This window comes from Streptomyces sp. NPDC021356, assembly GCF_040641015.1.
GTDB lineage: Bacteria > Actinomycetota > Actinomycetes > Streptomycetales > Streptomycetaceae > Streptomyces.
On record NZ_JBFACU010000001.1, the window covers coordinates 209830 to 229948 of the forward strand.

The following is a 20119-nucleotide window of genomic DNA, read 5'->3' on the forward strand; positions in this document are numbered from 1 at the left end:
GCCGTGGCTCGGCTGCCGCGCACACCGCCGCCCGTTCCAAGTGCCCTGGCCAGGGCGTCCCATGCCATACGGCCAGTGCTGCGGCCGGAAAGGTCAGCCGGTGAACCCTTCCGGTCGCGGCACTAGCTAGGTGAGGGACTCCCGGTCCGAGGCCGGCCACACGTACGGCAGGTCGTCCGGCACCCCCGGGAACAGGCCGGCGTACCGTTGCGGGTCCTTGCGCACCAGCGCGGAGCGGTGGCTGCGGTGCAGGGCCTCGTCGCCGAGCCAGGGCGGCAGCTCACCGGCGGCGGCCAGCTCGGCCTGCTCGCGCACGCGCAGGCCGGGGCGGCGGGCGGCCAGGTCGGCGACGAGCGTGGCGGCACAGCTGTCCTGGTGGCCGTACTCGCGCCAGACGCGGCAGACGTCGAGCCCGTAGCGCACGAGGGCTTCCTCGTAACCGGCCCACATGCGCACGGCCGGATGCCGGCGCCACCCGTAGCCGGGGACGGTGAGCCCGCGCAGCACCTGCAGCGCCTCGACCCGCTGCTTGCCCAGTCTACGGCGGTCGAGCACCCGCGCCGACTCGGTGAAGTCGGCGTACGGCAGGAAGGTCTGCATGGCACCGTCCGCGGGAGGTCGTGGGCTTCCTCGTCGTCCGGGCAGTCTGCCGCCTTCCGGCGCCGCGGGGGCCGCGGGCTGCGCCGGACGGAGCAACCCGGTGAGCCGCAGGGGCGGAGGCCGAGTGAGGCGGGTGCCGGTGGTGGAAGGGATGGCGCACACGCGAACCGAGGAGGCCGGATGCCCGATGCCGTGGCCGAGAACGGCGTTGCCCGCGCCGGATCGGCCGTCGACGCCGCCGCGGGCTCCGGCCCCGGAGACGGGACCGGTTTCGCGCGGCTGGGCGCGGTGGCCGACGCCGTCCTGTACGAGGGCTACCTGCTCTACCCCTACCGCCGCTCCTCCCCCAAGAACCGGGTCCGCTGGCAGTTCGGGGTGCTGCTGACCCGCGACCTGGTGGAGCGCGACGGGCCGGTCACACCCGGCCCGTCGGGTTCCGCCGACTCCTGGTACCAGCGCACGGAGTGCCTGCTGCGCATCCTGCGGCCGGACGCCGTGCTGCGGGTGCGGGTGCGCTACCTCCAGGTGCTGCGCAAGCAGGTGGAGGAGGCCGGCCCCGACGGCCGGCACCGCCCGGTCGAGTCGCTACGCACGGACGACGGGGCGGTGCACCTGACGTTCGACGAGGCGGTGCCGCGCGAGGTCGACGTCACCGCCGCCCTGGCCGACCTGCTCGACGGCACGGAGCACGCCGCCGCGGTGGGGTCGCCCGCCGGTACGCGGACCGAGCCGCTGCCCGCCCGCGCCGGCCGCGTGGTGCGCCGGTGCGAGGAGGTACGGGCGCGCACCACGCTCACGGCCGAGCGGCTCGGCCCCGGCCTGGTCAGGCTGCGGGTGCGCACCGAGAACACGGGCGCGGCCCCGGACCCGGGGGTCTCCCGCGACGAGGCGCTGCGCGGCGCGCTCGTCGCCGCGCACACCCTCATCGGCGGTACGGGGGTGGAGTTCGTGTCCCTGATCGATCCGCCCGCGGAGCTGGCGGACCTCGTGCGCGGGTGCCGCAACGCGTTCACCTTCCCCGTGCTCGGCGGCGCGGAGCCGGCCGGTGAGCGCCATGAGGGCGTCGCGGACATGCTGCTCTCCGCCCCGATCATCCTTCCCGACCGGCCGCAGGTGGCACCCGAGAGCCCGGGCGACCTGCACGACGCCGCGGAGATCGACGAGATCCTGACACTGCGCACCATGCTGCTGACGGACGCGGAGAAGGCCGAGGCACGCGCCACCGATCCGCGCGCGGCCGAGATCCTCGACCGGGTCGACACCATGCCCCCGGAGGTCTTCTCCCGCCTGCACGGCGCCATCCGCTCCCTGGCGCCCGCGGGACGTGAGCGTGCGGCGGTCACGGCCCCGTCGCCCGAGGCCGCCACCGACGTCCCGCAGGCCGGTGCGGCCCGGCCTGTCCGGTGGCGGGAGGGCGGTGACGGCGGGCTGTCGCCGTCGACCGACATCGTGCTGGTCGACGGGGTGCCGGTGGGCGCCGGCAGCAGGGTGCGGCTGCGCCCGCGCCGCCGGGGCACCGACGCGCAGGACATGTTCCTGGAGGGACGCGCGGCCCGTGTCGCCGCGCTCCGGCACGACGTGGACGGCAGCGTGCACCTCGCCGTCACCGTCGACGACGATCCGGCGGCCGAGCTGCACAGCTGGTACGGCCGCTTCCACTACTTCCGCCCCGACGAGGTCGAGCCGCGGCACACGGACGGCGAGGAACGAGGTTCACTGACATGACGGCGACCGAGGCACACGCGGCGGGGCGCAAACCCGCGCAGATCGTGGACATGTCCTGGGATCCGATCACCCGGATCATCGGGAACCTGGGCATCTACACGAAGATCGACTTCGCGAACAGGGAGGTGGTGGACTGCCGTTCCACCTCGTCGCTGTTCCGCGGGTACTCCGTGTTCATGAAGGGCAAGGACCCGCGGGACGCCGGTTTCATCACCTCGCGCATCTGCGGCATCTGCGGCGACAACCACACCACCTGCTCCAACTACGCCCAGCAGATGGCCTACGGCGTGAAGCCGCCGCCGCTGGCCGAGCACATCACCAACCTCGGCGAAGCCGCCGAGTACATGTTCGACCACACGATCTTCCAGGACAACCTCGTCTTCGTCGACTTCTGCGAGGCCATGGTCAAGGCGACCAACCCGTCCGTCCTGGCCCGCGCGGAACGCACCCAGGCGCCCCGCGGCGACATCCACGGCTACCGCACCATCGCCGACATCATGCGCGCCTTCAACCCGTTCGAGGGCGAGGTGTACAAGCAGGCGCTGAAGGTCTCCCGGGTGACGCGGGAGATGTTCTGCCTGATGGAGGGCCGGCACGTCCACCCCTCCACCCTCTACCCGGGCGGGGTCGGCACCGTGCCCTCGCCGACCGCCTTCACCGACTACCTCTCCCGGCTCCTGCACGTCATCGACTTCGTCAAGCAGGCCGTCGCCATGAACGACGACGTCTTCGACTTCTTCTACGAGGCCCTGCCCGGCTACGAGGAGGTGGGCCGCCGCCGCGTCCTGCTCGGCTGCTGGGGCGCGTTCCAGAACCCCGGTGTGTGCGACTACCGCTACGAGAACATGAACACCTGGGGCCGGTCGATGTACGTCACCCCGGGCATCATCGTCGACGGCCGGCTGGTCACCAGCGACCTCGTCGACATCAACCTCGGCCTGCGGATCCTGCTCGGCTCGTCCTACTACGACGACTGGGCCGGCGAGCAGCCCTTCGTCACCCACGACCCGCTCGGCAACCCGGTGGACATGCGCCACCCGTGGAACCAGACCACCGTCCCGGTCCCGCAGAAACGCGACTTCGACGGCAACTACAGCTGGGTCATGAGCCCGCGCTGGTACGACCAGGGCAGCGGCGACCACCTGGCCCTGGACACCGGCGGCGGCCCCCTGGCCCGCCTGTGGTCCACCGCCCTCAACGGCCTCGTCGACACCCCGTACATCAAGGCCACCGGCCACAGCGTGCGCATCACACTGCCCCGGGGCGACACCCTGCCGGAGACGACCCTGGAGTGGAAGATCCCCCAGTGGTCCAACACCCTCGAACGCGACCGGGCCCGCCCCTACTTCATCGCGTACGCCGCCGCCATGGCCCTGCAGTTCCTGGACGAGGCCATGGCCCTGGTGCGGGCCGGGGAGACGAAGGTCTTCGAGAACTTCGAGGTGCCCGAGGAGGCGATCGGCTGCGGCTTCCACGAGGCGGTCCGCGGAGTCCTCTCCCACCACCTCGTCATCAAGGACAGGAAGATCGCCAACTACCACCCGTACCCGCCCACCCCCTGGAACGCCAGCCCCCGCGACCAGTACGGCACCCCGGGTCCCTACGAGGACGCCGTCCAGGGGCAGCCGATCTTCGAGGAGAACGGCCCCGACGACTTCAAGGGCGTCGACATCATGCGCACCGTCCGCAGCTTCGACCCGTGCCTGCCGTGCGGCGTCCACATGTACACCGGCAACGGCAGGACCCTCACCACCCTGCACTCCCCCACCTACGGGGCCTCCCATGGCTGAGGCGGCTGACCCGCCCGTCTCCGGACGGCTCACGGATGACGAGGCCGAGGAGCGGCTGGCCCGGATCGACGGGCTGCTGGCCGAGCTGGAGTCCGCGCCGGGCCCGACCGTGCGCCGCGCGCTGGAGGCGGTACGGCTGCTGAGCGAGGTCTACGGCGAGGCGCTGGCCCGGCTGCTCGACCACACGGGCTTGGAGCCGGCCGGGCGGCCGTCGCCGGGCGAGGACGAGTTGGTGGGGCATCTGCTGGTGCTGCACGGCATCCACCCCGAGCCCGCCGAGCGCCGGGCCGCGCGTGCCGTGGAGCGCCTGCGGCCCGCCGTGCGCGAGCGTGGCGGCGACGTGGAGTGGGCCGGCGTGGAGGGACGGGTGGCCCGGGTGCGGGTGAGCGAGGGCGGCGGCGGGTGCGGTGGGGGCTGCGGCGCGGCCTCCTCCCCTCTCCTGGAGGCCGTCCGTGAGGCGGTGCTCGCCGCCGCTCCCGAACTGGTCGCGGTGGAGCGGCTGCCGGAGCCGTCCGCGCGGCGGGCGGCCCCCGCGTTCGTCCCGCTGGACGCCCTGGCCCGCCCGGCCACCCGGGGCTGACGGTGCACGAGGTGTCGATCGCCACGGCCCTCGTGGAGCGGGCCGGGGAACTGGCCCTGGCCGAGGGCGCGGACACCGTCTCGGCGGTGACCGTGCGGGTGGGCGAGCTGTCCGGAGTGGTGCCCGACGCACTGGACTTCGCCTTCGAGGTGGTGCGCGCGGGCACCGCGCTGTCCGGGGCCCGGCTCGTCGTCGAGCCGGTGCCCGCGCGGGCGTACTGCGCCCCGTGCGCGGCCGAGTTCGCGGTGGGCATGCCGCCGTTCTTCTGGTGCCCGCGCTGCGACAGTCCCTCACAGGATCTGCGCAGCGGACGGGAGCTGGCCATCACGTCGATCGAGACGGCATGAGCAGCGGCTGATTGACGGCGCGTCAGGTCTGAGCAACGAGGCGGCGGCCCGTCGGTGCGCGGTGCACCGGCGGGCCGCCGTCGTCGGGGCGGGTCAGCAGATACGGGGCAGTTGCTCCCCCAGCGGCAGGTCGACGACCCGGGTGCCGCCGAGACCGGTGGAGACGACGACCATGCCGGGGTGTTCGACGACGCACTCCCCGATGTGCGCGGCGCCGGTGCCCTGCGGGTGGGCGCGCATCGCCGCCAGGACCGCCTCGGCCTCGGCGGCCGGCACGAAGGCGACGAGCCTGCCCTCGTTGGCGACGTACAGCGGGTCCAGGCCCAGGAATCCGCAGGCGTTGGCGACCGCGTCGGGGACGGGCAGGGCCCGCTCGCTCAGCCGGACACCGGTGCCGGAGGCGCGGGCGATCTCGTTGAGGGAGGCGCCGAGGCCGCCGCGGGTGGGGTCGCGCAGCACGTGCACGTCCGGGGTGACGGCCAGCATGGCCGCGACCAGGTCCGCCAGGGGCGCGGTGTCGCTGGCGATCTCGACGCCGAACTCCAGGCCCTCGCGGACGCTCATGATGGCCACGCCGTGCAGGCCGATCGGGCCGCTGACGAGGACCGCGTCGCCCGGCCGGGCGCGCTGCGGCCGGATGTCCACGCCCTCGGGGACCAGTCCGACCCCCGCCGTGGTGACGTACACACCGTCGCCGTGCCCGGCCTCCACCACCTTGGTGTCGCCGGTGGCGATGGTGACGCCTGCCGTCTCGGCCGCAGCGCCCATGGCGCGGGCGATCCGGTCGACGACGGCCAGTTCGACCCCCTCCTCAAGGACGAACGCCGCCGACAGGAAGGCGGGGCGGGCGCCGCTCATCGCCAGGTCGTTGACGGTGCCGTTGACGGCCAGGTCGCCGAGGCTGCCGCCGGGGAAGAACAGCGGCCGTACGACGTAGGAGTCGGTGGAGAACGCCAGGCGCGCACCGCCGAGGTGGAGGACCGCGGAGTCGCCCATGGCGGCGAGGGTGGGGTTACCGTAGGCCGGGGCGAAGACGTCCTGGATCAGTTCCGCGGACAGGGCGCCGCCCCCGCCGTGGCCCATCACCACGACGGGCTGGTCGCGCAGGGGGGCGGGGCAGGTCCAGTTCGCGGGGTCGACGGCCGCGTCCGGGCTCGCGAGGTCAGCCAACGGTGTTCAACTCCTCCTGCGGGGCGGGCGATCCCTGGGGGGTGGGGCCGTTCATCCGGCGGTACAGGTAGTAGGCCGCGCAGGCGCCCTCGCTGGAGACCATGGTGGCGCCCAGCGGGGTGCGCGGGGTGCAGGCGGTGCCGAACGCGGCGCACTCGGTGGGTTTGATCAGCCCCTGCAGCACCTCGCCGGCGCGGCACACGGCGGGTTCCTCGGTGCGGATGCCGGTCACATCGAAGCGGTGCTCGGCGTCGTAGGCGCGGTAGGCGTCCGACAGCCGCCAGCCGCTGGCGGGGATGCGGCCGATGCCGCGCCAGGAGCGGTCGGCGACCTCGAAGACCTCCTGGAGCATCCGAAGGGCGGCCGGGTTGCCGCTCTCGCGCACCGCGCGCGGGTAGGCGTTGTCCACCCGGTGCTCGCCGCGCTCCAGCTGGTGGACGGTGCGCCGGATGCCCTCCAGGATGTCCAGGGGTTCGAAACCGGTGACCACGATGGGGACGCGGTGCCGTTCGGCCAGCTCCGGATACTCGTCGGTGCCCATGACGCTGCACACGTGCCCGGCGGCGAGGAAGCCCTGCACCCGGCAGGCCGGGGCCGTCATGATCGCGTCGATGGCCGGGGGGACCCGGACGTGGGAGACGAGCAGGCTGAAGTTGTCCAGGCCGAGACGGCGGGCCTGGTGCACGGCCATGGCGTTGGCGGGAGCGGTCGTCTCGAAGCCGATGGCGAAGAACACCACCTGCCGGTCCGGGTGCTGCCGGGCGAGCCGGAGCGCGTCGAGCGGCGAGTACACCACCCGTACGTCGCCGCCCTCGCCCTTGACGCGGAACAGGTCCCGGTCGGTGCCGGGCACCCGCAGCATGTCCCCGAAGGAGCAGAAGATGACCTCGGGGCGGGCGGCGATGTCCAGTGCCTTGTCGATGACCTCGAGCGGGGTCACGCACACCGGGCATCCCGGCCCGTGGATCAACTCCACCTCTTCCGGCAGCAGTTGGTCGATGCCGTGCCGGATGATGGAGTGCGTCTGGCCGCCGCAGACCTCCATCAGCGCCCAGGGCCGGGTGACCGTCGAGCGGATCTCGTCCAGCAGCCGCCGGGCCAGGGCCGGGTCGTTGAACTCGTCGATGTACTTCATCGGGCCTCACTCCCGCTCTCGTCACGCGCCGCCGGGGCCGCCCAGGCGGGCGGGGCCGGGCGTCCGGCCTGCTGCGCCGCCTGCTCCCAGGCGTCGCCGAACTCCTCCTCCAGCAGCCCCAGTTGTTCGAACAGCTCCAGGGACGCCCGGGCCGACTCCTCGTCCAGCCGTTGCAGGGCGAAGCCGACGTGGACGATGACGTACTCCCCCACCCGCAGGTCGGGCAGGTACTCCAGGCACACCTGTTTGCTCACCCCGCCGAAGTCGACCAGTCCGGTGAGCGGGTCGGCACGGTGGTCGATGGACACGACCTTGCCGGGCACTGCCAAGCACATGGGTCACTCCGTCTCGTCGCTGTCTGAGAGCCGCCCGGCGATCACGAGCTGCCCGAGGGCCAGTCCGCCGTCGTTCGGCGGGACCTCGCCGTGCCGCAGGACCGTGAAACCGTCGCCGGCCAGCAGTACGGCGCACTCCTCCTCCAGCAGCCCGTTGGCGAAGACGCCGCCGGTGAGGACGACGGTGGTCAGGCCGGTGGCGCGGCGGGCGCGCCGGCAGATCCGGGCGACGGCCCGCGCCACCCCCCGGTGGAAACGCGCCGCGAGCACCGGCGTGGGGGTGCCGCGTCGCCGGTCGGCCAGGAGCGCCTCCAGCATGGGCGCCGGATCGCAGCCCACGGGCCCCGGTCCGGCGGTCAGCCCGAAGGGGTACGCCACCGCCTCCGCGTCCCGGGCCTCGGTGGCCGCCGCCTCCAGTTCCAGGGCGGCCTGGGCCTCGTAGGCCGCGCGGTGGCAGACGCCCGCGAGGGAGGACACGGCGTCGAAGAGGCGTCCCATGCTGGAGGTGGGCACACAGGCCAGTCCGCGTTCCAACTGCCGCCGCAGTACGGTCACTTCCCCGTCCGTGCAGGCGGCTACGCTGGGCAGGCCGGGCTCCCACGGCAGCCCCGCGGCCCACAGCCGGGCGAGCGCCAGGCGGCACGGGTTGGCGACGCCCGCGTCGCCGCCGGGCAGCGGGGCGGGGGTCAGGTGGGCGAAGCGCCGGTAGCCCGCGTAGTCGGCGAGCAGGAACTCGCCGCCCCAGACGGTGCCGTCGTCGCCGTAGCCGGTGCCGTCGAAGGCGACGCCGATCACCGGCGTCGTGCCGTCCAGGCCGTGCTCGGCCATCGCAGAGGCGATGTGCGCGTGATGGTGCTGGACGAACACCGGTCCTGACGAGCCGAGTCGAACGGCGCGGCGCCGGGCCTGGCGCGCGGAGTGGTAGCCGGGGTGCCGGTCGGCGGCGACGAGCGCAGGGGCGACGCCGGTCAGGTCGAGCAGGTGCCGCTCGGCCTCGCGGGCGGCGCGCAGGGTGGCCAGGTCGCCCATGTCGCCGATGTGCGGGCCGAACCAGGCCTGGTCGCCCTCGCCGACGCAGAGGGCGTTCTTCAGGTCGCCGCCCACCGCGAGCGCGGGACGTACGGGGACGGGCAGCGCGAGCGGGCGGGGCACGTGGCCGCGGGAGCGGCGCAGCACCTGCTCGGTGCCGTCGGGGCGGACCCGCAGGAGCGAGTCGTCGCACGGGGAGGCGATGGGCCGGTCGTGCACGAGCCAGGCGTCGGCCAGTCCGGCCAGCCGGGTCAGCGCCTCCCCGTCGTCCGTGACGATGGGTTCGCCGGAACGGTTGCCGCTGGTCATGACCAGGGCGCGGGGGCCGGGCGGGTCCCCCGGCAGGCCGAACAGCAGCGAGTGCACGGGGGTGTAGGGCAGCATCACGCCGATGTGCGGGCTGCCGGGACACACGGCGTCGGCCAGGCGCAGCCCGTCGGGGCAGGCGCGGCGGCGCAGCAGGACGATGGGGCGGCGGGGGCCGGTGAGGAAGGCCCGTTCCCGGTCGGTCGGGGCGGCGATCCGCTCCGCGGTGGCCAGGTCCGCGCACATCACCGCGAACGCCTTGCCGCCGCGTTCCTTGCGCGCGCGCAGGGTGGCGACGGCGTGCGCGTCGGTGGCGTCGCAGGCCAGGTGGTAGCCGCCGACCCCCTTGACGGCGACGACCCGCCCGGCGGCGAGCAGGGCCCGCGCGCCCGCCAGCGCCTCGGCGTCCCGCGCCGGGCGCGGGCCGCTGCCGTCGGCGGGCACCAGGCGCAGCCGGGGCCCGCAGTCGTTGCAGGCGACGGGCTGGGCGTGGAAGCGCCGGTCGGCGGGGTCGGCGTACTCCCGCGCGCAGGCGGGGCACAGCGGGAAGCCGGCCATGGTGGTGGCGGCGCGGTCGTAGGGCATCGCGGTGGCGACGGTGAAGCGGGGACCGCAGTGGGTGCAGGTGATGAAGGGGTGCCGGTGGCGGCGGTCGGCCGGGTCGGCCAGTTCGCGCAGGCAGTCGGCGCAGGTCGCGGTGTCGGGCGGGAGCTGGGTGCGGCCGGCGGCCTGCTCGGTGGGGCGGATGGTGAACGGGTGGGTGGCGCCGGTGGCGGGGAGGTCCTCGTGGCCGATGCCGGTCACGGCGGCGAGCGGCGGGGGTTGCGCGGCCAGCCGTTCGCAGAACCGGCCCACGCCGTCCGCCGGTCCCTCGACCTCGATCAGCACGCCGCCCGCGGTGTTGCTCACGAACCCGGCCAGCGCCAGGTCGGCGGCGAGGCGGTGCACGTACGGCCGGAAACCCACGCCCTGCACCGTGCCGCGCACGGTGAGCCGGCGGCGCACCGGGCCGGTGGCGGGTGCGGTCATGAGGCCGGTGTGGTCGCCGGCTGCGGGCGGGTGTGTCCACCGGAGTGGTCCGGGACCTGGGCGTGGTCGTCGTGTCCGTGCGGGTCGCCGTCGTGTCCGTGCGAGTGGTCGTCGTGTCCGTGCGGGTCGCCGTCGTGTCCGTGCGGGTCGCCGTCGTGTCCGTGCGAGTGGTCGTCGTGTCCGTGCGAGTGGTCGTCGTGTCCGTACGGGTGGTCGTGCTGTCCGTGTTCGTCGTCGTGGGCGTGGCTGTGCGGGTGCGGTGCGAGGGGCGGTCGGTGCGGTGGGGCCTGGTCGCGGACGGCGAGCGCGCGTTCCAGTACGGTGTCGACGCCGTCACCGGTGCGCGCGCAGGTGCGTACGATCTCCACCCCGGGGTTGACCTGCTGCACGTTCGCGCGGAAGGCGGCCTCGTCGAAGCCGGCCGGCCCTGCCAGGTCCGTCTTGGTCAGGACCACCAGGTGGGCGGAGCCGAAGGCGGTGGGGTACTTCAGCGGTTTGTCCTCGCCCTCGGTCACCGCCATCAGCACGATCCGCAGGGTCTCGCCGAGGTCGTAGGAGGCCGGGCAGACGAGGTTGCCGACGTTCTCGACGAACAGCACCGCGGTCCGTGCGGGCAGCCAGCCCGTGAGCCGGGTGCGCACCTGCCGGGCTTCGAGGTGGCAGAGGCCGTCGGTGAGCACCTGTTGGACGGGCGCGCCGGAACGGGCGAGGCGGCGGGCGTCGTTCTCGGTCGCCAGGTCCGCCGTCAGCGCGGCCACCGGGATGTCGAGGGCGACCGCACGGGCCAGCACCCGGCCGAGGAGTTCGGTCTTGCCGCTGCCGGGACTGGACAGCAGGTTCACCGCGCTCACGCCCCGCCGGGCGAGGTCCTCGCGCAGGTCGCGGGCCAGGTGGCCGTTCTTGGAGAGGACGGCCTGCTCGACGTCGACGGACCGGCACATGGCGGTTCTCCTCACGGTGGGTTCAGGAGGGGGCCGCTCGCGCACAGCGACCGGCGCCTCACTGATCGTGGACGCCGCCGGCCGTCAGGTGCGGCAGCGCGGCCGTGCGCGGTGTCCCGGATTGGTCCGGGCGGCTCAACGGCAGGGTGGCGGCGGGGTCGTCGAGCAGGAGGGGGACGAGGGTGCGCAGGGCGTCCACCGCGGGGCCGACCGCCCGGCGCACGGGGTCGCTGAGTCCGGGCGCGATGTCCGCGTCGGCGCCCGTCCTGGCCGCGGGCTCGCAGGCGAGTACGAGGACCCGGGGAAGCGGCCCGTCGCCCAGGTGGGCGGCCAGGGCGAGCACCCTGGCCGGGTCCATGCCGTGCGCCTCGGGCGGGATGCCGTCCGGGGCGGTGCGGTCGGGCGGGTCGGGCTCGATGAGGGACAGCGTGCCGGGCCGGTGTCCGCGCGGGGCGGCGTCGACGAGGACTGCGGTGTCGTAGCCGTCCAGGAGCGCGTAGGCGAGGTCGAGGCCGCGGATGCCGAAGTCCCGCGCCCGTACGCCGTCCGGCAGGGGCCGGGCGGCCAGGGCGCGCAGCACTTCGGGGCCGAAGGCGTCGTCGGCGAGGAAGATGTTGCCGACGCCCGCGATCAGCAGCCGGGCCGGGGGCGGCGCGGTCACCGTGTGCTCCCGCCGAGCGGGTCGGCGGCCGGGGCGAGGGGGTGGGCGGTGCCGGAGGGCGTCTTGCGGACGAACGCCGAGCGCAGGGCGTGGTAGGGGGCCGCGGGGTCGAAGAAGATGGCGTGCATGCGGGCGAGTTCGGCGCGACGGTGCTCGGCGAGGGGCCGTACCGACTCGTCGCGGGCGCGCGCCGCCGCCTTGGCGGCGATCCGCCCGCCCAGAGCGGGGGTGCCGGCCAGTTCGGCGGCGAGACGGTCCACCTCGGTGGCGAACTCAGCCGCGCAGGCCGGGACGAGACGGTCCACCAGGCCGAGGCGGTGGGCGGCGGCGGCGCTCACCGGCAGGGCGTCGGTGGTCAGTTGCCCGGCGGTCCGCCCGCCGACGCGGCGCGGCAGGCTGTAGGTCCAGTACTCCGAGCCGTACAGGCCCATGCGGCGGTAGTGCGGGTTGAGGACGGTACCGGTGCGGCACCAGACCTCGTCGGCGGCGAGCGCGAGCATGACGCCGCCGGCCGCGGCGTTGCCGCCGAGCGCCGCGACGACCAGTCGGTCGGTGGTCCGCAGTACGGCCTCGACCAGGTCGTTCATGGCGTTGAGGTTGGTCCAGGACTCGGCGGCCGGGTCGGGGGCGGCCTCGATGACGTTCAGGTGGATGCCGTTGGAGAAGAAGTCGCGGGCGCCGCCGAGGACCAGGACGGAGGTCGGGCGGGTCAGGGCGTGGCGGTAGGCGGCGAGCAGGCGCCGGCAGTGGTCGGTGCTCATGGCCCCGCCGGGGAAGGAGAAGCTCAGGAAGCCGGTGTCGCCCTGCTGCCGGTAGCGGATGTCGCTCCAGGTGTCGCGCCCGGCGGGCAGTTCGAGCGGGGCGGGCTCCGCCCGGGGCGCGCCCGGGCCGAGCACGGCGGCGGCCGGGCGTTTGAAGGGCGCAGGGTCGCCGGAGTTCTTGCGGGGTCTGAGTTCCGGGATCCACACGGCGCCGTCCGCGGTGGCCCGGCACACCGCTCCGGCCCGGGTGGCGAGCAGGTCGCCGGGGCGCCCGCGCAGCCGGTCCTCGGGGTGGCCGCCGTGCAGGAAGACCTCGCGGCCGAGGATCTCGTCGAGCACGCCGGGCTGGGAGTCGGCGGCGCGGAGCTTGCGCAGCACGGTGGCGGTGCCGTCCTCGGCCCAGTCGATGCGCCGCCGGGCCTGGCGCAGCGGGTCGCGCCACACCACGCGTACCGAAGGGTCGCTCTGCGGCAGCGGTTTGAACGCACCCTCCTCGTAGCGCCGTACGGCCAGCAGTACGGCGGCCGCCGCCGCGTCGGAGGCCTCGTTGCGGTACAGGTCGCTCTTGCCCGTCCGCGCCGTGCGGAAGGGCGTCGACGCCCAGATGTCCCCGGCGTCCATGGCGGCCTCGGCCCGCAGGACGGTGACGCCCCAGTGCGGGGCCTCCTCCGTGATCGCCCAGTCGAGGGAGGACGGACCGCGGTCCCCCGGCGGTCCCGGGTGCACGACGAGGCAGGTGTGCTCCCGCCACAGGTCCTCGGGCAGTGCCGTCTTCAGCATCGGCGCGATGATCAGTTCCGGACGGGAGCGCGCCACGGCGGCGCGGACGGGGCCGGTGCCGTGCGAGGCGAGGACGACGTCCACGCGGTATCCGTGGTCGGTGAGTTCGGCGTAGACGCGCTGGGTGAGGCTGTTGAACGCGCTCGCGACGAGCAAAATGTCCATGACATGGCATGATGTCCGTTTCATCGGTCGCCAGGAAGGACCGCGACGGCGTTTCGCCCGGGTCGGCGCGCCCGCGTGCTCCGTCCGGTCCGCGCGTCCAGGGGTGGCGAAGCCTCTTGGGTGGTGCGGCCCGACACGCGGAACGAATTGAACTACTTTCCGTTCATATGATGTAACAGTCTGCGCATGAACTGGCAGCAGAACATCGACAGGGCCCCCGTCCGCCTTGACCGGGCCCCCGTCCCTCACCCTCGTCGTCGCGGACTGCGCGGGGCACTGCTGGTCGCGGTGACCGCCGCCGCACTGGCCGGCGGCCCCCCGGCCGCGGCGGCGCCGGCCGGCGCCCTCACCGCCGACTGGGACGCCATCGCCGCGTGCGAGTCCAGCGGCAACTGGCGGGCGAACACCGGCAACGGCTACTACGGCGGACTGCAGTTCGCCCAGTCCAGCTGGATCGCGGCCGGCGGTCTGAAATACGCGCGCCGGGCGGACCTGGCCACACGCAGGGAGCAGATCGCCGTGGCCAGGCGGCTCGCCGCCCTCCAGGGGATGTCGGCCTGGGGCTGCGCCTGACGGCGGGCCGTCAGGCGGCACGCGGCAGCCGGCAGCCGGGCCCCCGGAAGGGCCGTCAGAAGGGGCGGTGCGCCTGCTGGGTGGCGATGGTCACCCAGCAGGCCTCCGAGAAGGCCTCGATGCCCCACCGGCCGCCGCAACGCCCCTCCCCGGAGGCCTTCGCCCCGCCGAACGGCGCGATGGGCGCGTCGGCCACGGACTGGTCGTCGACGTGCACGGACCGACGACGGTCCCGGATTCGGGGCGCACCGGTCAGCAGAGCACGGCCAGGGCGCCCGGCAGGACCCGGGCCGTGACGGGGAGGGCCGCGTCGACCTCGCCGTCGGCGCCGTAGGGGATGTCGCGGTCGGCCTCGACGCGGATCTCCCGGCCGCGCAGGATCCGGACCTCGGGCCGCCCGGCGTGTCCGCCGGACTTCAGCTCGTTCATGAGCGTGAAGAAGAGGCGCCGGGGAGCGGCTCGGATCAGGACCACGTCGAGCAGGCCGTCGTCGACGCGGGCGCCGGGCGCGATCATCCGGCCGGAACCGTAGTAGGCGGAGTTCGCGGCCACCACGGTGTAGCCGCGGTGGCTGTGCTCCTCGCCGTCGACGGTGACGCGGTAGGTCGCGGTGCGCCAGGTGGCGACGGCCCGCAGCCCCCCGGCGTAGTACGAGGCGGCGCCGCGCAGCAGCCGGGCCTGGTTGGCGTGCCGGTTGGCGAGCGCGTCGACGCCCGCGTACACGCTGCCGAGGACGACGGTACGGGGGTGGACCGCCGACTCCACCTCGATGGTGTCGACGCGGTGCGGGGCGTGGTGGAGGAGCACCCGGGCCAGTCCGGCCGGGTCGGCGGGCAGGTCGAGCGCCCGGGCGAAGTCGTTGCCGCGGCCGGCCGGCACCAGGCCGAAGAGGGTCCCGGTGCCGCTGAGCGCGCCGCCGACGCCGCCCGCGATGCCGTCGCCGCCGACGGCGAGGACCACCCGGCCGCGCTCCCCGGCCCGCCGGGCGAGGTCCCGGGCGTGGGCGAGGCTGCGGCTGTACTCGGTCTCGAGGCCGGCGCCCGCCTCCCTCAGCAGCCTGCCCACCCGCAGCAGCGCCGCGGCGCCGGCGGAGCCGCCCGCGGTCGGGTTGACGATGGCGGTGAACTGACGCATCGATGGGCCTCCGGGCGGAGTGAGGACGCGGACGGGGAGGGAGGACAGGGGTGGGGCGGGATGCTCCACGGGCCGGTCGGCCAGGGGTCCCGGGCACCGACCTCGGCCTGGTGCGGACCCGGCGCGTCGGCCGCCGTACGTACTGGCCCGGGCGTCAGGCACCCGGAGGCGGGTCCTGGGGCAGCAGCACCCCGGGGTTGAGCAGACCGGCCGGGTCCAGGCGCCGCTTGACGGCCCGCAGGGCCTCGACGCCGAGCGGTCCGGCCTCCCGGACGTACGCGTCGCGGTGGTCGGTGCCCACGCCGTGGTGGTGGCTGATGGTGCCGCCCGCCGCGAGGATCGCCTCGCCCGCGGCGCGCTTGGCGGGCGCCCAGTGCGCCACGGGGTCCTTCCCCTGCGCGCTGACGACGGTGAAGTAGAGCGAGGCGCCGTTCTCGTAGACGTGCGAGATGTGGCACATGACCAGCGGCGGGGTGCCCGCCTCGGTGAGCGCCGCGGTGAGCGCGTCGCGGACGGCGGCGTACAGGTCGGGCACGCGCGACCAGAAGGCGGCGGTCTCCAGGGTCTCCGCGAAGGCGCCCACGTCCAGGAGCGCGTCGCGCAGGTACGGAGCCGAGTAGCGGCCGTTGGCCCAGCGCTCGCCCGGTTCCTCGCCGAGCGGGGTGCCGCCGCACTCGCGCAGCACGGTCGCGGCCCGTTCCCTGCGGTGGGCGACGTCCTCAGCGGTGCCCTCGAAGCCGGCGATGGCCTGGCAGCCGGCGGACGCCTCGGCGAACGAGGCACCGATCGCGTCCGGCTGGGCCAGGCCGACCAGTGTCTCGGTCTCGTCGGACAGTCGCAGCACGGTCGGCCGCGGGCCGTCCTGGGCGAGCCGGCGCAGCGCGTTCGCGCCCTCCTCGAAGGAGGCGAACCGCCATCCTTCGTAGAGACGGGTCCGCGGCAGCGGGCGCAGGCGCACGGTCACGGCGGTGATGACGCCGAACGCGCCCTCGGAGCCGAGGACGAGCTGGCGCAGGTCGGGTCCCGCGGCCGAGCGCGGGGCGCGACCGGCCTCCAGGGTGCCCTCGGGTGTGGCGAGGGTGAGGCCGAGCACCATCTCGTCGAAGCGGCCGTAACCCGCGGAGGCCTGGCCGCTGGAGCGGGCGGCGGCGAACCCGCCGATGGTGGCCCACTCGTAGGACTGCGGGAAGTGGCCGAGGGTGAAGCCGTGCTCGGCGAGCAGGGCCTCGGCGTGCGGGGCGCGCAGGCCGGGCTGGAGGGTGGCGGTCCGCGAGACGGGGTCGAGGGCGAGCAGGCGGTCCATGCGGCGCAGGTCCAGCGCGACGAAGGGGCGCGGGCCGGACGCCCCGTGCTCGGGGGCGAGTCCGCCGACGACGGACGTGCCGCCACCGAAGGGCACGAGGGCCAGGTCATGGGCGGCGCAGGCGCGCAGGACGGCGAGCACCTCGTCGTGGCCGGCGGGGAGCACCACGGCGGCCGGGAGGTCGGTGAGGTCACCGCCGCGGATCCGGAGCAGGTCGGGGGTGGACTTGCCGCGGGTGTGGCGGATACGCGCCTCGGCGTCGGTGCGGACGTACGGCTCGCCGCCGACGGCCTCCGCCAGGGCCCGGTGGGCGGCGGCGGTCAGCGGGGAGTCGGGGACGCTCAGCTCTTCCAGGGCGACCGGTGCGGCGGCGCCCGGGCGGACGCCGAGCAGGTCGCGCAGCAGCCCGGTCACCGGGGCGGGCAGCGGTGCGGCCTCGGCCGGGTCGCCCCAGCCGCTCCACAGCATGTCCATGGGTTGTTCCTCACCGGTCGGATCGAAGGGGCGTTACACTGTTACACATGACGCCTATTCGTCACAACGGTTCGGAGAGCGGGACCGGAAGCGGGAGCGGGAGCGGGATCGGAAGCGGCAAGGACACCTCGGGCGGCGCGGGCTCCGGGGCGGCGGGTGCCTCGGCCGCGGGTTCCGCCTCGCCGCCCGGTGATCCGGTACTCGACGCCGTGCGCGACTGTGTCCTGGCCGTCGGGGTGCGTCGTACGACCCTGACGGACGTGGCCCGGCGCGCGGGGGTCTCCCGGATGACCCTCTACCGGCGCTGGCCGGACGTCCGCTCCCTGGTGGGCGACCTGATGACCCGCGAGTGGATCGGCGTGGCCACCGGCGCGATGCCCGAGCCGCGGCCCGGGACGGCCACCCGCACCCTGATCGTCGACGGACTGGTGGCGGGGGTGGCCGCGTTCCGGGCGCACCCCCTCTTCCGGAAGATCGTCGACGTGGACCCCGAGCTGCTGCTCCCCTACGTGCTCGACCGGCGGGGGGCCAGCCAGGACGCCCTGCTCGAACTGGTCACCGACGCCCTGCGCGAGGGCCACGCCGACGGGTCGGTGCGCCCCGGTCACCCCGCGCGGCAGGCGCGGTCGCTGCTGCTGGTCGTCCAGTCCTTCACGTTGTCGCTGCGCACGATGACCGACGAGGACGATCCCGAGCTGAGCGCGCAAGCGTTCCTCGGGGAACTGCGGACCCTTCTGGAGAGGACCCTGACGCCATGAGCCCCGCCCGCTCCCGCACCGGCCCCGCGCAACCCGCCGAGGCGGCCGGCCCCCCTGCCGATTCCTCGCTCAGCGCCGCCCGGCGGGCGCGCGAACTGGCCCTGACCGTGGGCGGTCCGGCCGTGGACGTCCTGGTGGTGGGGCTGGGCGCCACCGGCGCGGGCGTGGCGCTGGACGCCGCGGCACGCGGGCTGTCCGTCGCCGCGATCGACGCCCACGACCTGGCCTTCGGCACCTCGCGCTGGAGTTCCAAACTCGTGCACGGCGGACTGCGCTACCTCGCCTCCGCGCAGCTCGACGTCGCCCACGAGAGCGCGGTGGAACGCGGGGTGCTGATGGAGCGCACCGCGCCTCATCTGGTCGGCGCCCAGCCGTTCGTCCTGCCGCTGACGCCCTTGGTGTCCCGGGGCCAGGCCGCCCTGGCCTGGGCGGGACTGCGCGCGGGCGACGGCCTGCGCCTGGCCGCGCGCACCGCCCGCGCCACCCTTCCGGCGCCGCGCCGGATGTCCGCCGTGGAGACCCGCCACCTCGCGCCCGCGCTGCGCGCCACCGGGCTCCGCGGCGGCCTGCTGTCCTGGGACGGGCGGCTCGGCGACGACGCCCGTCTGGTCACCGCCGTCGCCCGTACGGCGGCGGCGCGCGGGGCGCGGATCCTGACCCGTGTGCGGGCCCTGGAACTCACCGCGTCCGGCGCCCGCGTACGGGACGAACTCACCGGCGAGGAAGGGGAGATCCGCGCCCGCGCCGTGATCAACGCCGCCGGCGTGTGGGCGGGCAGCCTGGTCGACGGCATCCGGATCCGGCCCTCCCGCGGCACCCACCTCGTGCTGCGCGCCGAGCGTCTGGGTCCGCTGCCCGCCGGGCTGCACATCCCGGTGCCGGGTGAGACCAACCGTTTCGTCCTCGTCCTGCCCCAGGGCGACGGCCGGGTCTACGTCGGGCTCACCGACGAGCCCGTCGACGGTGGGATCCCGGACGTTCCCGAGGTCCCCGAGGCGGACATCGGTTTCCTGCTGGACGTCCTGGGCTCCGCGCTGGAGGCGCCGGTCCGCCGCGCGGACGTGGTGGGGGCCTTCGCCGGGCTGCGGCCGCTCCTCGACACCGGCCCGGAGGACGGGTCCGGCGCGACGCCCCGCACCGCCGACGTCTCGCGCAGGCACGCGGTGCTCACCTCGCCGGACGGTGTGATCACCGTGGTCGGCGGCAAGCTCACCACCTACCGCCGGATGGCCGAGGACGCCGTCGACGCCGCCGTGGTTGCGCGCCGGCTGGCGGCGGGGCCTTCCCCGACGGCCGCGCTCCCCCTCGTCGGGGCCGCCCCGCCCCGCGTTCTCGCCGCTCTCCCGGCGCCGCGCCGCCTGGTGCGCCGCTACGGCACCGAGGCCCCGGCCGTGCACGCCCTGGGCGCGGCCGACCCGGGGCTGCGCGAAGCCGTACTGGAGGGCCACCCGGTCACCGGCGCCGAACTGGTGTGGGCCGTGCGCCACGAGGGGGCGCTCGACGAGGCCGATCTGCTCGACCGGCGCACGCGGATCGGGCTGGTCCCGGCCGACCGGGCCGCGGCGCTGCCCACGGCCCGGAGCGCGGTGGGCGAGGCGCTGGGGTCCCGTTGAGGGGACGGTCCCAGGGCCTCAGCGAGGGGACGAGAGGGGCAGGGCGGCCGGTCTGTTGCCGAGGGCCCCTCACCTCGGTGACCCGCACGGAGCCGCGGCGGCGGTGACCGTGGACGGCGGCGCTGCCGCCGGGTGGGCCGGTCGCCTTGCCGGCCCCGCCGCCCGCCCAGGCCGTGCGCGGCGGCGGTCGTGCGGCGGCGCCCTCCCCGCCGCCGTCGCTGTCACGGCTCGGGGCCGGGCTCGGGGACGGGCCTTCGCAAGGCGGTGACCGGCCGAGGCTGAGCGCACGGGGCCCGGGGACGAAGACGACCTCGTCGAGGGGGGTTCAGGCCGCCAGGGTCTCGTCCCGTTCCAGGCGGGCCAGGAGCTGGGCGCGGTGCAGGGCGGCCACCGGGCCGAGGAGGTCGGGGTGGCGCAGCAGCGCCGCCGCCGAGCTGTCCCGCTCGTCGGGGGTGAGCAGGCGCCGGAACTCGACCGGCGGGTGCGCCGTACGACCGTCGTCGGCGAGCGCGGCCACCGCGCGGCCGGCCAGGGCGGGGTCGGTGAGCAGGCAGGCCGCCCAGCTCGCCACGACCTCGTCCACCCAGGTGCGCCAGGCGTGGGTGTCCGGGTCCCCGCCCCCGGGCCCGGGGACGTCGGCTCCGGTGACCCAGTCCAGGCGGCCGGAGCCGCCGGGGCCCGACATGCCGACCAGCGCGGCGTCCATGGGTGTGGGGTAGCGCAGCCAGGCCGCGACCGCCACTGCCTGGCGTGCCTGCATCTCGCACAGGGCGGACGCCAGCGCGCCGCCGGACGCCGGGTAGGCGGCGGTCAGCCACTGGGCGGTCGCCGCGATGAGGGGGGAGAGATCTTCGAGCACTGCCGGGCCGTTCGCACTGGTTCACGGACACACGGACGCAGGGACTGCCTG

At 75.2% G+C, this 20119-nt stretch carries 18 protein-coding genes and 1 pseudogene; 7 read left to right on the forward strand and 12 right to left on the reverse strand.

Annotated features, from left to right (window positions below; translation table 11 throughout):
* Positions 1–126 precede the first annotated feature (126 nt).
* Positions 127–600, reverse strand: a complete 474-nt coding sequence (locus AB0G56_RS00915; RefSeq protein WP_360961538.1) for an MSMEG_6728 family protein — start codon at positions 598–600, stop codon at positions 127–129.
* Between the two features lie 180 nt (positions 601–780).
* Between AB0G56_RS00915 and AB0G56_RS00920 the strand changes: the two genes are divergently transcribed.
* Genes AB0G56_RS00920 through hypA form a run of 4 tightly spaced genes read left to right on the forward strand, consistent with a single transcriptional unit; the run spans position 781 to position 5042 of the window.
* A complete protein-coding gene (locus AB0G56_RS00920) occupies positions 781–2325 on the forward strand; it encodes a hypothetical protein (protein WP_360961541.1) in 1545 nt (514 codons plus the stop codon).
* Positions 2322–4115 carry a nickel-dependent hydrogenase large subunit gene (locus AB0G56_RS00925; protein WP_360961543.1) on the forward strand — a complete coding sequence of 598 codons (1794 nt, stop codon included), beginning with the start codon at positions 2322–2324 and terminating at the stop codon, positions 4113–4115. The genes AB0G56_RS00920 and AB0G56_RS00925 overlap by 4 nt, the downstream gene beginning before the upstream one ends.
* Positions 4108–4695: a NifU family protein gene (locus AB0G56_RS00930; protein ID WP_360961546.1), complete on the forward strand. Its 588-nt coding sequence runs from the start codon at positions 4108–4110 to the stop codon at positions 4693–4695. The genes AB0G56_RS00925 and AB0G56_RS00930 overlap by 8 nt, the downstream gene beginning before the upstream one ends.
* A gap of 2 nt (positions 4696–4697) precedes the next feature.
* A complete protein-coding gene (gene hypA / locus AB0G56_RS00935) occupies positions 4698–5042 on the forward strand; it encodes a hydrogenase maturation nickel metallochaperone HypA (protein WP_360961549.1) in 345 nt (114 codons plus the stop codon).
* A gap of 93 nt (positions 5043–5135) precedes the next feature.
* Here the strand turns inward: hypA and hypE are convergent, their stop codons facing one another.
* Genes hypE through AB0G56_RS00970 form a run of 7 tightly spaced genes read right to left on the reverse strand, consistent with a single transcriptional unit; the run spans position 5136 to position 13354 of the window.
* Positions 5136–6212, reverse strand: coding sequence for a hydrogenase expression/formation protein HypE (hypE, locus tag AB0G56_RS00940; RefSeq protein ID WP_360961552.1), 1077 nt, complete (start codon positions 6210–6212; stop codon positions 5136–5138).
* Entirely contained in the window at positions 6205–7347 is a 1143-nt protein-coding gene (gene hypD / locus AB0G56_RS00945; protein ID WP_360961555.1) for a hydrogenase formation protein HypD, read from the reverse strand. Before hypD ends, hypE begins: the two co-directional genes overlap by 8 nt.
* Positions 7344–7682, reverse strand: coding sequence for a HypC/HybG/HupF family hydrogenase formation chaperone (locus tag AB0G56_RS00950; RefSeq protein WP_360961558.1), 339 nt, complete (start codon positions 7680–7682; stop codon positions 7344–7346). Before AB0G56_RS00950 ends, hypD begins: the two co-directional genes overlap by 4 nt.
* A 3-nt stretch (positions 7683–7685) precedes the next feature.
* On the reverse strand, positions 7686–10046 hold the full coding sequence (gene hypF, locus AB0G56_RS00955; protein WP_360961561.1) for a carbamoyltransferase HypF: 2361 nt from the start codon (positions 10044–10046) through the stop codon (positions 7686–7688).
* A complete protein-coding gene (gene hypB, locus AB0G56_RS00960; RefSeq protein ID WP_360961564.1) occupies positions 10043–10987 on the reverse strand; it encodes a hydrogenase nickel incorporation protein HypB in 945 nt (314 codons plus the stop codon). The genes hypF and hypB overlap by 4 nt, the downstream gene beginning before the upstream one ends.
* A gap of 58 nt (positions 10988–11045) precedes the next feature.
* Entirely contained in the window at positions 11046–11648 is a 603-nt protein-coding gene (locus AB0G56_RS00965; protein WP_360961567.1) for a hydrogenase maturation protease, read from the reverse strand.
* Positions 11645–13354 carry an enoyl-CoA hydratase-related protein gene (locus AB0G56_RS00970; RefSeq protein WP_360961570.1) on the reverse strand — a complete coding sequence of 570 codons (1710 nt, stop codon included), beginning with the start codon at positions 13352–13354 and terminating at the stop codon, positions 11645–11647. Before AB0G56_RS00970 ends, AB0G56_RS00965 begins: the two co-directional genes overlap by 4 nt.
* A 186-nt stretch (positions 13355–13540) precedes the next feature.
* On the opposite strand from AB0G56_RS00970, the gene AB0G56_RS00975 reads away from it, so the two are divergent.
* The gene (locus AB0G56_RS00975; protein ID WP_360961573.1) at positions 13541–13927 is read left to right on the forward strand and encodes a transglycosylase family protein; all 387 of its coding nucleotides are present in this window, start codon (positions 13541–13543) and stop codon (positions 13925–13927) included.
* A gap of 55 nt (positions 13928–13982) precedes the next feature.
* Here the strand turns inward: AB0G56_RS00975 and AB0G56_RS00980 are convergent.
* From AB0G56_RS00980 to AB0G56_RS00990, 3 genes and pseudogenes are all read right to left on the reverse strand, one after another.
* Positions 13983–14144, reverse strand: a pseudogene (locus AB0G56_RS00980) (aldehyde dehydrogenase family protein); the annotation flags it as partial.
* A gap of 35 nt (positions 14145–14179) precedes the next feature.
* Positions 14180–15061, reverse strand: coding sequence for a diacylglycerol kinase family protein (locus AB0G56_RS00985; protein WP_360961576.1), 882 nt, complete (start codon positions 15059–15061; stop codon positions 14180–14182).
* A 154-nt stretch (positions 15062–15215) separates the two neighbouring features.
* Positions 15216–16838, reverse strand: a complete 1623-nt coding sequence (locus tag AB0G56_RS00990; protein ID WP_360961579.1) for an FAD-binding oxidoreductase — start codon at positions 16836–16838, stop codon at positions 15216–15218.
* A gap of 209 nt (positions 16839–17047) precedes the next feature.
* Here AB0G56_RS00990 and AB0G56_RS00995 point away from each other — a divergent pair, with 209 nt between their 5' ends.
* Entirely contained in the window at positions 17048–17596 is a 549-nt protein-coding gene (locus AB0G56_RS00995) for a TetR/AcrR family transcriptional regulator (RefSeq protein WP_360962213.1), read from the forward strand.
* Positions 17593–19209: a glycerol-3-phosphate dehydrogenase/oxidase gene (locus tag AB0G56_RS01000; RefSeq protein WP_360961581.1), complete on the forward strand. Its 1617-nt coding sequence runs from the start codon at positions 17593–17595 to the stop codon at positions 19207–19209. The genes AB0G56_RS00995 and AB0G56_RS01000 overlap by 4 nt, the downstream gene beginning before the upstream one ends.
* Before the next feature lie 325 nt (positions 19210–19534).
* Here the strand turns inward: AB0G56_RS01000 and AB0G56_RS01005 are convergent, their stop codons facing one another.
* On the reverse strand, positions 19535–20068 hold the full coding sequence (locus tag AB0G56_RS01005; protein WP_360961584.1) for a hypothetical protein: 534 nt from the start codon (positions 20066–20068) through the stop codon (positions 19535–19537).
* Between the last annotated feature and the right edge of the window lie 51 nt (positions 20069–20119).